12 protein-coding genes and 1 pseudogene are annotated in these 16,745 nt (G+C 74.3%); 9 read left to right on the forward strand and 4 right to left on the reverse strand.

The genetic code is table 11. The annotated features are described in order from the left end of the window. Positions 1-4: 4 nt before the first annotated feature. Positions 5-1,033 carry an Lrp/AsnC family transcriptional regulator gene (locus tag ND486_RS00220; RefSeq protein ID WP_251782235.1) on the reverse strand — a complete coding sequence of 343 codons (1,029 nt, stop codon included), beginning with the start codon at positions 1,031-1,033 and terminating at the stop codon, positions 5-7. 119 nt (positions 1,034-1,152) lie between these two features. Between ND486_RS00220 and ND486_RS00225 the strand changes: the two genes are divergently transcribed. The 7 genes from ND486_RS00225 (at position 1,153) to ND486_RS00255 (ending at position 9,309) form a co-directional block, all read left to right on the forward strand. Beyond that, on the forward strand, positions 1,153-2,373 hold the full coding sequence (locus ND486_RS00225; RefSeq protein WP_100877496.1) for a M20 family metallopeptidase: 1,221 nt from the start codon (positions 1,153-1,155) through the stop codon (positions 2,371-2,373). Next, on the forward strand, positions 2,370-3,695 hold the full coding sequence (locus tag ND486_RS00230) for an MFS transporter (protein ID WP_251782236.1): 1,326 nt from the start codon (positions 2,370-2,372) through the stop codon (positions 3,693-3,695). Before ND486_RS00225 ends, ND486_RS00230 begins: the two co-directional genes overlap by 4 nt. A gap of 203 nt (positions 3,696-3,898) precedes the next feature. Then, on the forward strand, positions 3,899-5,272 hold the full coding sequence (locus ND486_RS00235) for a dicarboxylate/amino acid:cation symporter (protein ID WP_251782237.1): 1,374 nt from the start codon (positions 3,899-3,901) through the stop codon (positions 5,270-5,272). Between the two features lie 249 nt (positions 5,273-5,521). Then, entirely contained in the window at positions 5,522-6,670 is a 1,149-nt protein-coding gene (locus ND486_RS00240; protein WP_251782238.1) for an acetyl-CoA C-acyltransferase, read from the forward strand. A gap of 35 nt (positions 6,671-6,705) precedes the next feature. Continuing rightward, positions 6,706-7,467 carry a 3-hydroxyacyl-CoA dehydrogenase gene (locus ND486_RS00245; protein WP_251782239.1) on the forward strand — a complete coding sequence of 254 codons (762 nt, stop codon included), beginning with the start codon at positions 6,706-6,708 and terminating at the stop codon, positions 7,465-7,467. 28 nt (positions 7,468-7,495) lie between these two features. After that, positions 7,496-8,647, forward strand: coding sequence for an acyl-CoA dehydrogenase family protein (locus ND486_RS00250; protein ID WP_251782240.1), 1,152 nt, complete (start codon positions 7,496-7,498; stop codon positions 8,645-8,647). 32 nt (positions 8,648-8,679) lie between these two features. After that, positions 8,680-9,309, forward strand: a complete 630-nt coding sequence (locus ND486_RS00255) for a TetR/AcrR family transcriptional regulator (protein ID WP_251782241.1) — start codon at positions 8,680-8,682, stop codon at positions 9,307-9,309. A 9-nt stretch (positions 9,310-9,318) separates the two neighbouring features. On the opposite strand, the gene ND486_RS00260 is transcribed toward ND486_RS00255, so the two are convergent. Further along, complete coding sequence (locus ND486_RS00260; protein ID WP_251782242.1) at positions 9,319-10,668, reverse strand: GGDEF domain-containing protein; 1,350 nt, start codon at positions 10,666-10,668, stop codon at positions 9,319-9,321. A gap of 662 nt (positions 10,669-11,330) precedes the next feature. Here ND486_RS00260 and ND486_RS00265 point away from each other — a divergent pair. Both ND486_RS00265 and ND486_RS00270 read left to right on the forward strand, forming a co-directional pair. Then, positions 11,331-12,713: a lysine N(6)-hydroxylase/L-ornithine N(5)-oxygenase family protein gene (locus ND486_RS00265; protein ID WP_251782243.1), complete on the forward strand. Its 1,383-nt coding sequence runs from the start codon at positions 11,331-11,333 to the stop codon at positions 12,711-12,713. Positions 12,714-12,751: 38 nt separating this feature from the next. After that, positions 12,752-12,856, forward strand: a pseudogene (locus tag ND486_RS00270) (MbtH family NRPS accessory protein); the annotation flags it as partial. 232 nt (positions 12,857-13,088) lie between these two features. Here the strand turns inward: ND486_RS00270 and ND486_RS00275 are convergent. Beyond that, positions 13,089-14,900, reverse strand: coding sequence for an ABC transporter ATP-binding protein (locus tag ND486_RS00275; RefSeq protein WP_251782244.1), 1,812 nt, complete (start codon positions 14,898-14,900; stop codon positions 13,089-13,091). After that, positions 14,897-16,639, reverse strand: coding sequence for an ABC transporter ATP-binding protein (locus tag ND486_RS00280; protein ID WP_251782245.1), 1,743 nt, complete (start codon positions 16,637-16,639; stop codon positions 14,897-14,899). The genes ND486_RS00275 and ND486_RS00280 overlap by 4 nt, the downstream gene beginning before the upstream one ends. Positions 16,640-16,745: the final 106 nt, after the last annotated feature.

A 16,745-nucleotide genomic window follows, 5' to 3' on the forward strand; every position in this document is an offset into this window, starting at 1 on the left:
CTCCTCAGCCGGGGAACACCGGGACGCACGCCCCGGTGGCCCGGCCGTCGGGGTGCAGCAGCCACCCCATCCGCTTGCGGGTCCGCAGGATGACCGAGGTGTCCACGATCTGCGCCTGCGGCAGCGACCGCTCCAGCGCCGACTGCATCCCGACCAGCTCGCCCAGCGAGTGCGTCCAGGCGGTGAGCAGCAGGTTCTCCGGCCCGGTGAGCGACAGGCACAGCCGCACCCGCGGATCGGTCCGGACCCGGCGCACCGCGTGCTCGACCGCGGCGGTCGGCAGCCGGATCCACCACGTCACGCAGATCGGCCACCGGGTCAGCAGCTGTGCGACCTCGCAGCGGAACACCAGTGCCCGCGAGCGCACCAGCGCCGACAGCTGCCGGCGCACCGTCGACGCCGGCCGCCCGACCCGGTCCGCGAGCTCCGCGGCGCTCGCCCGGCCGTCGGCGCACAGCTCCCGCACCAGCGGCGCGTACACCGGCCCCCGCAGGTCGACACCCGCCGCCTGCGGTGTCGTGTCCGCCCGGCGCAGCGCGCGCACGGCCGCGACCTGCCGGGTGTCGAGCGCGTCGAGCCGCCACCGGCTGCCCTCCCGGTGCACCCGCGACGCCAGGTGCGTGCGCACCGACGCGACCCCGGCCACCCGTCCGATCCGGTCCAGCACCAGCCCCGACAGCTCCGTGAACGACGCCGCGTTCACCGTCAGCAGCAGGTCCCGGCCGCGGGCGGCGTACTCGATGGTCATCACCGACGGCTCGGAGTCCAGCGCCGCGACGACCCCGGCGAGCCGCCCCGGCGCGCAGTCCACCTCGACCAGCGCCACCTGCATGGCGTCCTCGCCGACCACCGGATAACAGCTGATCCACGCGTGCCCGGACCCCTGCAGGCGGGCCCAGCGCCGGGCCAGCGTCACCGGCGCCGCGTCGAGCACCGGGCCGAGTCCGGCCCAGCTCGCGCGCGGGTGCAGCTGCAGCGCGTGGACGAGCGCGAAGTCGTCCTCGGACAGCGGATGACGGTCGGTTCCGTCCACGGGGCCCCCGATCCGGATCGGATCCGTCGATGTTACGTGCCGTAACGCGCGGGCTCCGAGACTCGGGCAGGACCTCCGGCGGGCAGCGTGGCCCGCCGGTACGACCCGAGGGGACGCTTGTGGATCTTCGTGACGACGCCCGGTCGCTGCAGCCGGACCTGGTGCACCTGCGCCGGGAGCTGCACCGTGACCCCGAGGTCGGGCTGGCCCTGCCCCGGACCCGGGACCGGGTACTGGCCGCGGTGCAGGGGCTCCCGCTGGAGATCACCGAGGGGACGACGACGACGTCGGTCACCGCCGTCCTGCGCGGCACCGCCCCGGGCGCCGGCGCGGACGCCCCGGTGGTCCTGCTGCGCGGCGACATGGACGGTCTCCCGGTCGCCGAGGGGTCCGGCGAGGACTTCGCTGCGCGGACCGGCACCATGCACGCCTGCGGGCACGACCTGCACACCGCGGCGCTGGCCGGGGCCGCACGGCTGCTCAGCGCCCACCGGGACCACCTCGCGGGCGACGTCGTGTTCATGTTCCAGCCCGGCGAGGAGGGCTTCGACGGCGCGGGCCACATGCTCGCCGAGGGCGTCCTGACCGCCGCCGGACGGCGCGTCGACCACGCCTACGGCCTGCACGTGTTCGCCAACCGGATGCCCGCCGGGCTGGTCACGACCCGGCCCGGGGTGTTCCTGTCCGCCTCGCACGCGCTCGACGTCGTCGTGCACGGGGCGGGTGGTCACGGCTCCAACCCGCACACCGCCCGGGACCCGATCGCCGCCGCCGCGGAGATGATCACCGCCCTGCAGACGATGGTGACCCGCCGCTTCGACATGTTCGACCCGGTCGTGCTGACCGTCGGCGTCGTCGCCGCGGGCACCCGGCGCAACGTCATCCCCGACACCGCCCGCTTCGAGGCGACCGTGCGCAGCTTCTCCGACGCCCACGCCGCGACGCTGCCGGTGCTGGTCCGCGAGGTCTGCGACGGTGTCGCCGCCGCGCACGGCGTCCGCGCCGAGGTCGTCTGGACCGACGAGTACCCGCGCACCGTCAACGATGCCGACGAGGCCGGGTTCGCCGCCGGGGTGTGCGCCGAGCTGCTCGGCGAGGACCGGTTCCGGCTCGCGCCGAACCCGGTCAGCGGCTCCGAGGACTTCTCCCGGGTGCTCGCCGCCGTCCCGGGCGCGTTCCTCGGGATGGGCGCCTGCCCACCCGGCGCCGACCCCGACACCGCACCGATGAACCACTCGCCGCTCGCCCGCTTCGACGACGGCGTCCTCGCCGACGCGACCGCGCTGTACGCCGCGCTCGCCACCACCCGCCTCGCCCCGGCCGCGGGGGTGGCGGCATGACCGAGCGCACCGAGCGGCGTCGCACGATCCTCGGGATCGGTGCCGGCAACGCCATGGAGTGGTTCGACTGGAACGTCTACGCGACGTTCTCGGCGTTCTTCGCCCCGCAGTTCTTCGCGGGCGACGACACCGGCACCGCCCTGCTCAAGACGCTCGCGGTGTTCGCCGTCGGGTTCGTCGCCCGCCCGTTCGGCGGCTTCCTGTTCGGCTGGATCGCCGACCGCCGCGGCCGGAAGCTGTCGATGGCGCTGTGCGTGGCGACCGCCGCGGTGGGCAGCCTGGTGATCGGGCTCGTCCCGACCCACGCCGTCATCGGCATCGCCGCACCGGTCGTGCTGGTCCTGGCCCGGCTGGCGCAGGGCCTCGCGCACGGGGGCGAGCTGCCCGCCGCACAGACCTACCTCGCCGAGATGGCCCCGCCCGCACGGCGCGGGCTGTGGTCGAGCCTCATCTACTTCTCCGGCACCGCGGGCATCCTGGTCGGGACGGTGCTCGGAGCCGTCCTGTCGAGCGTGCTCACCCGCGAGGAGATGGCCGCCTACGGCTGGCGGGTGCCGTTCGTCCTGGGCGGGCTGTTCGGGCTGTACGCGCTGGTCATGCGGCTGCGGATGCGTGAGTCCGACACCTACGCACGGGAGGAGGAGGCCCGCGCCGCGACCCCCGGCCGCCCGTCGCTGTGGCGCCAGGTCCTGGCCCGCCCGAAGGCGCTGGCCCGGGTGGTGTTCCTGACCAGCGGCCTGACCGTCGTCTACTACGTCTGGTCGGTCGCGGCCCCGGCGTACGCCATCACCGCGCGCGGGGTGGACCCGGCGGCGGCGCTGTGGGCCGGCGCCGGTGCGCTGGCGGTGTTCATGGTGCTGCTGCCGCTGTGGGGCGCCGCCTCGGACCGGTTCGGCCGCCGCCGCACCCTGCTCGTGCCCGGCGCGGTGCTCGTCCTGGCGCTGTTCCCGCTCGACGCGATGATCCACGACGGGCCGACGCTGTTCGTCGCGATGACCGTCGCGCTCGCGCTGATCGGGGCGGGCTGCGCCGTCGGGCCCGCCCTCTACGCCGAGATGTTCCCGACCGGGGTGCGCGCCGCCGGGCTCGGCGTGCCGTACTCGATCGCGGTCGCGTTGTTCGGCGGGACCGCCCCCTACCTGCAGACGCTGTTCGCCGAGATCGGCAGGCCCGGCCTGTTCCTCGGCTACGCGATCGTGCTGCTGCTGGTGTCCGGGTTGACGGTGTACCTGCTGCCCGAGACCCGGGGGATCGACCTCGCGACCGCGGGCCGCGACGGGGCCGAGCCGGCCGCGCACGCGACCACCCCACCGGTGCGGTGACGGCCCAGGACGGAGGTACGGGTCACGCTGCGTGCCTCCGTCCGGCGGGAAGAACGCGGCGAACGGGTGCGTTGCTCGCTCCTGTGCGGGGGACGGGTGTGTGGCTGGTGAGCCGGCGGGTGATCGACCTGTGCCGCCGTCCCGCCACGGGCTGTCGGCGCTGACCGCCGCCCACACCCGTACCGCACCTCCTGGGGGAACCCGTGTCACTCGTCGTCCGTGCCGCACGCGCCTGGCAGCGCCCGCGCGTGTTCGCACTGCTCACCGTCGCCGGGCTCGTGCTCGGCGCCCTGCTCGGGCTGACCGCCCGGGTCACCGGGTCCGCGGGTCTCGCGACCACGCTGGACACCGTCGGCGGGCTGTTCACCGGCCTGCTGCAGTTCACGGTCGCGCCGCTGGTGTTCCTCGCGATCGTCGTCGGCATCGTCAGCCTGCGTGACCTCGGCGGCGGCCGCACCGCGGCCCGGCTCGGCGGGCGCACCGTCGCCTGGTTCGCCGGGACCTCCCTGGTCGCGGTACTGATCGGCATCACGATCGGGCTGATCGGGCGGCCCGGTGAGGGCGTCACGATCGCCGCCGACCCGGCCGACGTCGAGGCCGTGGGCGCGAGGACCGCGGGATCGTGGGAGGCGCTGCTGTCGACCCTGGTGCCGGACAACCCGGTCGCCGCGTTCGCCGACGACAACGTGCTGCAGGTCGTCGTCGCCGCGCTGCTCGTCGGCGCCGCCGCCTACGCGCTGGGGGAGAAGGCCGAGCCGTTCGTCGCGTTCTCCCGCTCGGCGTTCGAGATCGTCCTGACGGTCATCCGCTGGATCGTCGTGCTCGCCCCGATCGGCGTGCTCGGCCTGATCGGCACCGCGTTCGCCACCTACGGCAGCGGCGTCGTCTCCTCGCTCGCCGGGCTGATCGTCACCGTCTACCTCGGCTGCGCGATCGTCCTGTTCGGGGTCTACCCGCTGCTGCTGAAGGTCGTGGCTGGGATCGGGCCGCGCCGCTTCTTCGGCACCACCTGGCCGGTGCTGCAGTTCGCCTTCGTCTCCCGCTCGTCCGGCGCCGCCCTGCCGATGTCCCGGCAGGCCGCGATCGACCTCGGCGTGGACCGCAACTACGCCGGGTTCGCCGTCCCGCTGGCCACGACCACCAAGATGGACGGCTGCGCCGCCGTCTACCCGGCGCTCGCGACGATCTTCATCGCGCACATCTCCGGGGTGCAGCTCGCGGCGTGGCAGTACCTGGTGATCGTCGCCGTCGCGGTGTTCGGGGCGCTGGCCACCGCCGGGACGACCGGCTGGTTCACCATGCTGACCCTGACCCTCGCCGCGGTCGGGATGCCGCCCGCGGTGATCGCGGCCGGGATCGCGGTCGTGATCGGCATCGACCCGATCCTCGACATGATGCGCACCGCCACCAACGTCGCCGGGCAGATCACCGTGCCGACGCTCGTCGCGGCGCAGGAGGGGATCCTCGGGCGCGACGCGGCCGAGCCCGCCGACGCCACCGCGGCCGCCGACGTCACCGCGGCCACCGCCTCCGCCGAGGGTGCGACGGCCGGTCGGGTGTCGGCCACCTCCGCCTGACCCCGGTCCCGCACCGGCCCGCCGCGCCCGTGCCGCGCCGCCGGTCCGGGACCGACCGGTACCTCGGCGCCGCCCCGGCGGCGCCGAGGTACCGGTGGACGGTGGCGCGCCGGTCGAGGGAGCTCCGTGGCCGGCGTGACCCGGGTCGCACCGCTCCGTGGCAGTCAACGCTGACTGTTTCCTGCTACCGTCGTGGCGAGCCGACGGCCCCGTCCGGGCGCCGTCCACCGTCGCGAAGGAGCGGACACCGTGCGAGACGCAGTCATCGTCGAGGCTGTACGCAGCCCGGTCGGCAAGCGCAAGGGCGGCCTCGCCGGCATCCACCCCACCGACCTGTCGGCCCACGTGCTGCGCAGCCTGGTCGAGCGGTCCGGCGTCGACCCGGCACAGATCGAGGACGTCATCTGGGGCTGCGTGTCCCAGAGCGGCGAGCAGACGTTCGACATCGGCCGCAACGCCGCCCTGGCCGCCGGGTTCCCCGAGACCGTCACCGGCGTGACCGTCGACCGCCAGTGCGGCTCCAGCCAGCAGTCCGTGCACTTCGCCGCGGCCGGTCTGATCGCCGGGCACTACGACGTGGCCGTCGCCGGCGGTGTCGAGTCCATGACCCGGGTCCCGATGGGCTCCTCGCGCCAGGACCAGGACCCGCTGGGCAACGACTTCGCCGAGCGCTACGGCGTCGCGCCGAACCAGGGTGTCGGCGCCGAGATGATCGCCGAGAAGTGGGGCTTCTCGCGTCGGCGTCTCGACGAGTTCGCCCTGCAGTCGCACGAGCGCGCCGCCGCCGCGCAGGACGACGGCCGGTTCGACGGCCAGATCGCCCCGATCGCCGGCGTCACCGCCGACGAGGGCGTCCGCCGCGGCGGGACCCTGGAGGGCCTGGCCCAGCTCACGACGGTGTTCAAGGACGCCGACCAGGGCGGCGTCATCCACGCCGGCAACTCCTCGCAGATCTCCGACGGTTCCGCCGCGCTGCTCATGACCACCAGTGAGAAGGCGCGCGAGCTCGGACTCACCCCGATCGCCCGCGTGCACACCGCGGTGCTCGCCGGTGCCGACCCGGTGATCATGCTGACCGCCCCGATCCCGGCGACGGAGAAGGCGCTCAAGCGCTCCGGCCTGTCGCTCGACGAGATCGGCGCCTTCGAGGTCAACGAGGCCTTCGCCCCGGTGCCGCTGGCCTGGCTGGCCGACATCGCCGGCGACGACGCCGGGGTCGCCGACCGGCTCAACCCCGACGGCGGCGCGATCGCGCTCGGGCACCCGCTCGGCGGCTCCGGCGCCCGGATCATGACCACCCTGGTCCACCACATGCGCGACAACGGCATCCGCTACGGCCTGCAGACCATGTGCGAGGGCGGCGGCCAGGCCAACGCCACCATCCTCGAGCTCCTCTGACACCCGCTCCCCACCCGGAAGGAAACAGACAGAACATGGACATCAACGGCTCCGTCGCCGTCGTCACCGGCGGCGCCTCCGGCCTCGGCCTGGCCACCACCGAGAAGTTCGTGGAGCTCGGCGCGAAGGTCGTCATCATCGACCTCCCGTCGTCGCAGGGGGAGGCCGTCGCCGACAAGCTGGGCGAGAACGTCCGCTTCGTCGCCGCCGACGTCACGAACGAGGAGCAGGTCTCGGCCGCCCTCGACGCCGCCGAGGAGCTCGGCACCGTCCGCGTCGCGGTCAACTGCGCCGGCATCGGCAACGGCATCAAGACCTACGGCAAGAAGGGCCCGTTCCCGCTGGCCGACTTCACCAAGGTCGTCTCGGTCAACCTGATCGGCACGTTCAACGTGATCCGGCTGGCCGCCGAGCGCATCGCCAAGGCCGAGCCGGTCGACGGCGACCGCGGCGTCATCGTCAACACCGCCTCGGTCGCGGCCTTCGAGGGCCAGATCGGGCAGGCCGCGTACTCGGCCTCCAAGGGCGGCATCGTCGGGATGACCCTGCCGATCGCCCGCGACCTGGCCGACCTCGGCATCCGTGTCAACACCATCGCCCCGGGCCTGTTCGAGACCCCGCTGCTGGCCGGCCTGCCCGAGGACGTCAAGACCTCGCTGGGCAAGCAGGTCCCGCACCCGTCGCGACTGGGCCGGCCCACCGAGTACGGCAAGCTCGCCGCACACATCGTCGAGAACCCCATGCTGAACGGCGAGACGATCCGTCTCGACGGCGCCATCCGGATGCAGCCCCGCTAGTCACCACCACCCGAGGGGAGGCGGCGCCGTGAAGCGCACGCTCTACGAGTCCGACCACGAGGACTTCCGGGAGGCGTTCCGCGCCTTCGTCGGGAAGGAGATCGTCCCGCACGAGGCGCAGTGGGAACGTGACGGCGCCGTCGCGCGGGAGCTGTTCACCACCGCCGGTGCGAACGGCTTCCTGGGCATCGACGCGCCCGAGGAGTTCGGCGGCGGCGGGGTCAAGGACTTCCGGTTCAACGCCGTCATCAGCGAGGAGCTGCTGCGTGTCGGCGCCGCAGGGTCCGGCCTCGGCCTGACCCTGCACAACGACATCGTGCTGCCCTACCTGCTCACCTACTGCACCGACGAGCAGAAGCAGCGCTGGCTGCCGGGCGTCGTCAGCGGTGAGACGATCCTCGCCATCGCCATGACCGAACCCGGCATCGGCTCGGACCTGGCGTCGATGTCGACGACCGCGATCCGCGACGGCGACCACTACGTCGTCAACGGCGCGAAGACCTTCATCACCAACGGGATCAACGCCGACCTGATCGTCGTCGCGGTCAAGACCGACCCGTCGCAGAAGCACAAGGGCATGAGCCTGCTCGTGCTCGAGCGCGGGATGGAGGGCTTCGAGCGGGGCCGCAACCTCGACAAGCTCGGGATGCACGCCCAGGACACCGCGGAGCTGTCCTTCACCGATGTGAAGGTCCCGGTGGAGAACCTCCTCGGGCCCGAGGAGGGGAAGGGCTTCGTCCAGCTGGTCGAGAAGCTGCCCCAGGAGCGGCTGTCGATCGCGATCGCCGGTGTGGCGGCGGCGCGGGCGGTGCTCGACGGGACCCTCGCCTACGTCAAGGAGCGCAAGGCCTTCGGCTCGCCGGTGGGCTCGTTCCAGAACTCCAAGTTCGCCCTCGCCGAGATGGACACCGAGATCGACCTCGCCGAGCACTACGTCGACGACTGCGTCCGCGCGCTCAACGCGGGCGAGCTCACCGCCGTCGACGCCTCGAAGGCGAAGTACTGGTGCACCGAGCTGCAGGGCCGGGTCGCCGACCGCTGCCTGCAGCTGCACGGCGGCTACGGCTACATGAGCGAGTACCCGGTCTCCAAGGCCTACGCCGACGCCCGCATCACCCGGATCTACGGCGGCACCACCGAGATCATGAAGGAGGTGATCGGCCGGGGTCTGGGACTCTGAGCCGATGACCGACAGGCGATCATGACCACATCATGAACACCGAACCCACCCCGGTGGCCAGGAGCCGGGCGCAGCGGTCCTCGGACAGCCGCGCCCGGATCCTGGACGCCGCCGTCGCCTGCCTCATCGACGGCGGCTACTCCGGATCCACGACCCTGACCATCCAGTCGGCCGCCGACGTCTCGCGCGGCCGGCTGCTGCACCACTTCCCCAGCCGGGACCGGCTGCTGGTCGCGGCGGCGCAGCACCTCGCGGTCAAACGCGTCGCCGACACCGAGGAGCGCGTGCGACGGGTGCTCGAAGCCGACCAGGTCGGCCTGTTCGAACGCGCCGACCGGGTCATCGAGCTGCTGTGGGAGAGCTTCTCCGAGCCGCACTTCTGGGCGGCGGTGGAGCTGTGGACCGCGGCCCGGTCCAACTCCGAGATCGCCGAGGCGCTGCGTCCCGAGGAGAAGCGGCTCGGTGCGGCGATCCGCGCGTCGATGGCCCGCATGTTCGGCGACGAGCTGGCGGGCCGCCCGCGGTTCAAGCAGCTGCGCGACCTGCTGCTGACCTCGATGCGGGGGACCGCGCTGACCTACACCTTCGACCCGCGCGATCCCGCGGGCGACGCGATGCTGCCCCAGTGGAAGGACCTGGCGCGGGTGCTGCTGGGGCCGTGACCCGGCGCCTCAGGTGCCGAAGCTCAGCCCGAACGGTGGCGTCGCGCCCTCGGCGGCGACCGGTGGTGCGGGGCGCCGGACCGCGACCCGGTCGCGGCCCGCGTGCTTGGCCTCGTAGAGCGCGGCGTCCGCGGCGGCCAGCAGGCCGTCGAGGTCCGTGCCGTGGTCGGGCGTCGTCGCGACCCCGACCGACACCGACAGCCCGGTGACCAGCCCGGCGGTCGCGGTGTCGACCTGCAGCGCGCGCACGCCCCGCCGGATCCGCTCGGCGACCTCGCGGGCACGGGCGGCCGGGGTGTCGTCGGCGCGCATCCCGCCGAGTGCGACCACGAACTCCTCGCCGCCGAACCGGCCGGCCAGGTCCTGGTCGCGGACCTCGGCGGTGAGGACGTCGGCGACGGCCTGGAGCACGTCGTCGCCCGCCAGGTGGCCGTGCCGGTCGTTGACCGCCTTGAAGTGGTCGAGGTCGAGGATCAGCACCGCGGCGGCCCGGTCGGTACGCGTGTCGCGCTCCAGCATCTGCCGGCTGCGCCAGCGCCACGCCGCCGGGTTGAGCAGCCCGGTCTTGGCGTCGGTGTCGACCTGCGCCTCCAGCTGGCGCACCAGGGTGGTCTGCTCGACGACGAGCAGCGGCAGCACCGCGAGCAACGCGAACCAGGGGGAGGTGTTGGCGAGCACGACCGCGACCAGCCCGCCGATCGACAGCGTCGCCAGCTCCAGGCCGATGTCGCCGCCCAGCAGGATCGCGAGGAACCGCGAGCCCGGTGCGGTCAGCCGCAGCACCGACACGACCAGGAGCGTGTTCACCGTCGTGTAGGCGACCAGCGCGCCCAGCACCAGCGCCGCGTTCTGCGGGGTCGCCAGCGCCCCGGCCCGGCCGTCGACCAGCGCGAGCAGCCCCGCGACGGCGTGCACGGCGAGCAGCACCGTGGCCGCGCTGTAGACCTGGCGGTGCGGCGGCGTGCCGCTCGGGCGGGCCACCCGCAGGTAGAGGTGCAGGTAGATGACGACGACGACGACCGTCGCGAGTCCCGGCGGCAGCAGCAGCGCGGCCGCGAAGGTCCACACCGAGGTCATGTTGATGTAGCGGGTCGCGGCGATCCGGCGCCGCAGGCGCTCGGCGTTGACCGACAGCTCGGTGTGCGCCGCGGCCACCAGCACCAGCAGCCCGCAGAGCAGCACCTCGGTCCGTCCCGGCAGGTCCCCGGTGAGCAGGCCCGCGACGACCGCGGACACCGCGGCGGCCTCCACGACCAGGACCAGCAGCAGCGGGCGCAGCGGCAGGCCGAGCAGCGACCGGGCGTCCGGCGCACGACGGCGGCGCCCAGCCGGGCGCGGTGCCACCGGGCCAGAGGTCACGTCGCCTGCCTGTTCGTCTACTGCGTCAGGGGATGGACCGAGGCTACCCGCGGGTAAGGCAAGCCTTTGCCGTTCGTCCCCCGGTGGCCGGAATCCGCGCCGAACGGCCCGGAACCGACGGCGAACGCCTCAGGTCCACGTTAAATCGTGACGGAGCGTTGTCCGTCGCTTACTCTGGCCACGTCATCACTCGATCGTGGAGCACGCCGTGCGTCCTCACGTGCGGAGCGCAACGGCGTCCGTTCCGGGACGGGGAGAAGCACTCCGGTCGAGGGGGGATCGCTCGTGCGCAACTGGGACTGGTGAACCGTCATCGGCGCCGCGCGGGACACGACCGTCCCGCGCGGCGCCGCCGTTCCGCGCCGTCGCGCGGCCGGGGTCGCCACCGGCCGGCGCGCTCACGCCCCGGGTGGCAGGGGAGGCCCTCTCATCAGATCTGATGACGCGCGGACGGGGCGTGCGACACCCTCGTGCGGCGGTACGTGCACCGTGACGCCGTGTACTCCCAATGGGTGACACCTGCGTCACGTCAGAGCGCTGACCAGTGCGGACGGCCCCTCGCGGCCGGGCCTCGACGATCACCCCCTAGGCGGGACATCCACCTTCGTGTTGCAGTTAGCCTCGCCTTATCTGAGGCGTGCCGAAGCAACGAAAGGACCGTGATGGCGAACCCCGCGAACGCGAACCCCCACTCCACCCCGGAGGTACTCGACGTGGTGGGGGTCGGGTTCGGGCCGTCGAACCTCGGCATCGCCATCGCCCTGCTCGAGCACAACGCGACGGTCCCGGCCGACGCGCGGGTGAGCGCCCGCTTCGTCGAGCGCCAGGAGCGGTTCGGCTGGCACCGCGGGATGCTGCTCGAGGACGCGACCATGCAGGTCTCGCACCTCAAGGACCTGGTCACGCTGCGGAACCCGACCAGCGGCTTCTCCTTCCTGTCCTACCTCCACGACCGGGACCGGCTCGCCGACTTCATCAACTACGGCTCGTCGTTCCCGACCCGCCGTGAGTTCCACGACTACCTGGAGTGGGCCGCGGCACGGCTGGGGGACATCAGCGCGGCCGCCGGGTCGGCGGTGACGGTCGACTACGGCAGCGAGGTCGTCGAGATCGAGCCGGTCCGCGGCGGGAACGGCGTGGAGCTCGTCGACGTCGTCGTCCGCACCGGGGACCGGGTGGAGCGCCTGCGCGCCCGCAACGTCGTCCTGGCCTGTGGGCTCACCCCCGTCCTGCCGCGCGGGATCACCGTGGGCGGCCGCGTCTGGCACAACCGCGACCTGCTGTTCCGCACACGCGAGCTCGCCGGGACCGAGCCGACCCGCTTCGCCGTCGTCGGCGCCGGGCAGAGCGCCGCCGAGACCGTCGAGCACCTGCACCGCACCTTCCCGACCGCCGAGGTGCACGCGGTGTTCGCCCGCTACGGCTACAGCCCCGCCGACGACACCTCCTTCGCCAACCGGATCTTCGACCCGGCCGCCGTCGACGACTTCTACACCGCGCCGGACGAGGTCAAGGACCGCATCCTCGGCTACCACGCGAACACCAACTACTCCGTGGTCGACCCGGAGCTCATCGAGGGCCTCTACCGCACCCACTACCACGAGCGGGTCGCCGGGACCGAGCGCCTGCGCTTCCGCAACGTGTCCCGGGTGGCCGACGTGGTCGACGTCGGGGACCGGGTGGAGCTGGCCGTCGAGTCGCTGATCGACGGCTCGCGCGAGGTCATCACCGCCGACGCCGTCGTCTACGCGACCGGCTACCGCCCCGCCGACCCGCTGTGGCTGCTGTCCGGCGGCCTCGACGAGGCCTGCGCCCGCGACGCCCGCGGCCGGCTCGACGTGCACCGCGACTACCGGCTCGGCACCACGGCACTGGCCGACGGCACCGCGGTGCGGGCCGGCTTCTACCTGCAGGGACCGACCGAGCACACGCACGGCATCACCTCGACCCTGCTGTCCAACATCGCGGTCCGGTCCGGTGAGGTCGTCGCCTCGCTGACCGGTGCCCCCGTGCCGTCGACGGCGCCGACGCCCGTCGTCGTCTGAGCGCTGCCCCGTCCGTTCCGCCGGTCCCGGGGAGAGCCGTGTCCACGAACCCCGTCGACGCCCCCGAGGGCAGCTCCTACGTGCTGGTCGACGACGAGGGTCGGCACTCGCTGTGGCCCGCGCCCGCCGAGGTCCCCGCCGGCTGAGCCGTCCCGCGCCGGCCGTCCCGCACCAGCCCGGGAGCGCCTCCCGTGACCCGGACGCCGCCGTCCCCGTCCGGCCCGCGCCCGGGACCGCTGCCGGACGGTGTGCCCGTGACCGGACCGGAACCGTTCGCCCGGCAGGTCGTGGGCCCGCCGGACGCCGTGGCGGTGCGGTGCGGCTCGGGGGAGCACCGCGAGCAGCTCACCCACGCCGGGCTCGACGAGCGGGCGGTCACGAGACCCCACCTCGGTCGGCGGCGGGCCGGACCGGCTCACCGCGCAGGCCCGTCCAGGCCTGCCACAGCTGGGCGAAGCGGCCGCCGGAGGCGACCAGCTCGGCGTGCGTGCCGGTCTCCGCGGTCCGCCCGTCCTCGAGCACCAGCACGAGGTCGGCGTCGGCGACCTGGCTGAGCCGGTGCGCCACGACGACGGCGGTACGGCCGGCCAGCGCGGCGTCGGCGGCGCGCTCCAGCTCCGCCGCGCCGGCACTGCCCGCCTCGGCGGTCGCCTCGTCGAGGATCACCACCGACGGGTCGGCCAGCACCAGCCGGGCCAGGGCGAGCTGCTGGGACTGCACCACGGTCAGCGCGTGCCCGGTGTCCCCGACGACGGTCTCCAGCCCGTCGGGGAGCCGGTCCACCCAGGGCGCCGCGCCGACCGTGGCCAGGGCGGCGCGCAGGTCGTCGTCGGTGGCGTCCGGACGGGCCAGGCGCAGGTCCTCGGCCAGTGGCCCGGCGAACACGTGCACCTCCTGGGTCACCAGGACCACCGGCGCCCGCCCGGCGCGGTGGTCGATGCGCTCCAGCGGCACGCCGCCGATCTCGACCGACCCGGCGTCCGGGGTGTGCATCCCGGCGACGAGCTTGGCCAGCGTGGACTTGCCCGCTCCACTGGTCCCGACCAGCGCGACCCGGGTGCCGGGTGCCAGGTCGAGGTCCACCCCGGACAGTGCCGGGTGGCCGTCGACGTAGGAGTGGGTCAGACCGCGCACCCGCACCCGCGCGTCGGCGGGCACCGCCGGGTCCGCCGGCGGTGCGGGCGGGTCGATCTCGGCGACGCCGACGATGCGCCGCAGCCCGGCGACCGCGGACTGGGCGGCGTCGAGCTGGAACAGCATGATGTTGATCGGCGTGAACAGGTTGATGAAGTACAGCGCCGCCGCGCTCGCCGTACCGATCGTCGTGCTGCCGCTGCCGACCAGCACGAACCCGGCGACCAGCACCCCGCTCAGACCGAGGACCTCGCCGGCGTTGAGCCGGCCGAAGAAGCGGGTCTGCAGCACCACGAGCCGCTGCCCGATCCCGGCGACGGCCTCGGCGCGGGCACGGACCCGGTCCAGGTGGTCGTCGGTGAGGCGGAACGCGCGCACCGTGCTCACCCCGGCCGCGGTGTCGAGCAGCTGCTGCTGCTGGGCCCCGCCCGCGATGCGCTCGTCGTCGTAGAGCGGGCCGGAGCGGCGCAGGAACCAGCGGGCGGTGACCACCTGGATCGGCACCGCCAGCAGCGCGCCGAGCAGGAAGCGCCAGTCCAGTGCGGCGAGCGCGACCAGGGTCAGGCCGATGATCAGCGCGGCCCTGGCGAACTCGGGCAGCGCCTCGCGCACCGCCTCGCCGACGACCTTGACGTCGTCGGTGACGCGCGAGGTGAGGTCACCGGACCCGGCCTGCTCCAGGGTGTCCAGCGGCAGGTCCAGCGCGCGGGCGACGAAGCGCTCCCGCAGCCGGGCCAGCATCGTCTCCCCGACCCGGGCGACCAGCGCGATCCCGGCGAAGGCGAGCACACCCTGGACGACCGCGACCCCGGCCAGGGCGACGACCGGCGCGGTCAGCGCGGACGGCTCCGACCCTCGGGCGGCGAGGTCGACGATCCGGCCCAGCAGCGGTGCCGCGACCAGGCTCACCGCGGCCCCGGCGACCAGGGCGACGAGTGCGGTGACGGCGGTCCCGCGGCGCGGCGCCAGCAGCTCGCCGAGGACGGCGCGGGTGCGGCGCCCGTCGGCGACGGGCAGCAGGCGGGGGCCGGACGGCTCGGTCCCGGTGGTCATCCGGTCACCACCCTGCGGTAGTCGGTGTCGTCGGTCATCAGCTCGGTGTGCGTCGCGTCCGCGACGACGCGGCCCTCGCGCAGCACCACCACGCGGTCGGTGACCGCGAGCAGCGCCGGGCTGGTGGTGAGGAGCACGGTCGTGCGGCCGGTGCGGTGCTCGCGCAGCCGGGCCGCGATCTCGGACTCGGTGACGGCGTCGACGGCCGTCGTGGGGTCGTGCAGCACCAGGACCGGGGGGTCGGCGGCCAGTGCCCTGGCCAGTGCGACCCGCTGGCGCTGCCCGCCCGACAGTGAGCTGCCGCGCGAGGTCACCGGGGTGTCCGCGCCCTGCGGGAGGGCCTCGACGGCCTGGTCGGCGCGGGCCGCGGCCATCGCCGCGACCGTCGCGGACCCCGGGGCCCGGTCGCCGGTCGCGGCGGTGACGTTGTCCAGGACGGTGCCGGTGAACAGGTGCGCGTCGTGCGCCGCGACCAGCAGCGTGGACCGGGTGGCGGCCGGGGCGAGGTCGTCGACGCCGGTGCCACCGAGCAGGATCCGCCCCTCGTCGGGTGCGACGTCGCGGGCCAGGCAGCGGGCGAGCGCGGTCGCCGCGGACGGGTCGGGGGCGACCACGCCGAGCAGCTGACCGGCGGGCACGTGCAGGTCGAGGCCGTCGAGCGGGCCGTGCCGCAGCCCGGCGACCGCCAGCGCGGCGGCGGGGTCCGTGGGGTCGGCGGTGGGGCCGGCATCCCGGCCGTCGCGACCGGGGCCGACGGCGGGCGGCGCGGAGAGGATCTCGGCGATCCGCCCGGCCGAGGCCCGCGCCTGGGCGAGGCGCGCCCCGGCGATGCCGAGGGTCTGCAGCGGCCCGACGAGGAACTGGGCGAGCCCGACCGCGGAGACCAGGTTGCCGACGGTGATGGACCCGTCGAGGGCGAGCAGACCGCCCACGAGCGCGATGACCGCGAGGAACAGGCCGTTCGCGAGCTGGACGGTGCCGAGGAAGCCGGCCTCGGCGCGGGTCGCCCGCAGCGTGGCGCCCAGGGCGGTGCGGCTGCTGGCCGCGTACTGCTCGGCGGCGGCGGGCCCGGCGCCCAGTCCCTTGAGGACGCGGATCCCGGACACCAGGTCGGCGGCGGTGCCGGCGGCGCGCGCGGCCCGCTCCTGCTCGGCGCCGCTGCGCCGCTCCAGCGGCCGGCCGACCCGGCCGATCAGCCACAGCAGCGGCGGGGTGCCGAGCAGGATGAGCAGGCCCAGGGGGAGCGAGATCCGCAGCAGCGCGACGGTGGCGACCACGAGCGCGGCCGCGGCGGCCGCGGCCGTGGGGATCCAGAAGTTCATCATCGCGACGCGCTTGGCGTCGGCCACGGCGATCGAGGTGATCGAGCCGGGCAGCCTTCCGGTCTCGGCGCCGCCGCGGTGGTCCAGCAGCCGGGCCGCCACCCGGGTGCGCAGCCCGGCGTCGGCACGCAGGTCGGCGTGCAGGGCCTGCCGCGCGCCGAACCGGTAGCTGTAGGACAGCATCGCGAAGTCCGCGGCCAGCACGAGCAGCCAGATCACCAGGCTGCCGACGTCGCCGGTCGCGACCGCGCGGTCGATGACGACGCCCACCAGGACCGGTACCAGTGCCTCTCCGACCTGGTGCCCGCACAGCAGCACGGTCGCCGCCGCGACCCGGCCGCGGAACGACCTGATGGTGCTGCGGACCACCTCCCGTGCGGTGACCTGTGTGTCACCGGTGCCCCTGCGCTCGGTCATGAAGGGAGGCTAACCTCACCGACGCGCGGCGATCAGGACGGTGGGTGTGGTCCGCCGCTCTCCGGGGCGCGCACCGTCCGTCGCCCGTCGTCGCGGACGGGCACGC

It is taken from the genome of Pseudonocardia sp. DR1-2 (assembly GCF_023717215.1).
Classification (GTDB): domain Bacteria; phylum Actinomycetota; class Actinomycetes; order Mycobacteriales; family Pseudonocardiaceae; genus Pseudonocardia; species Pseudonocardia alni.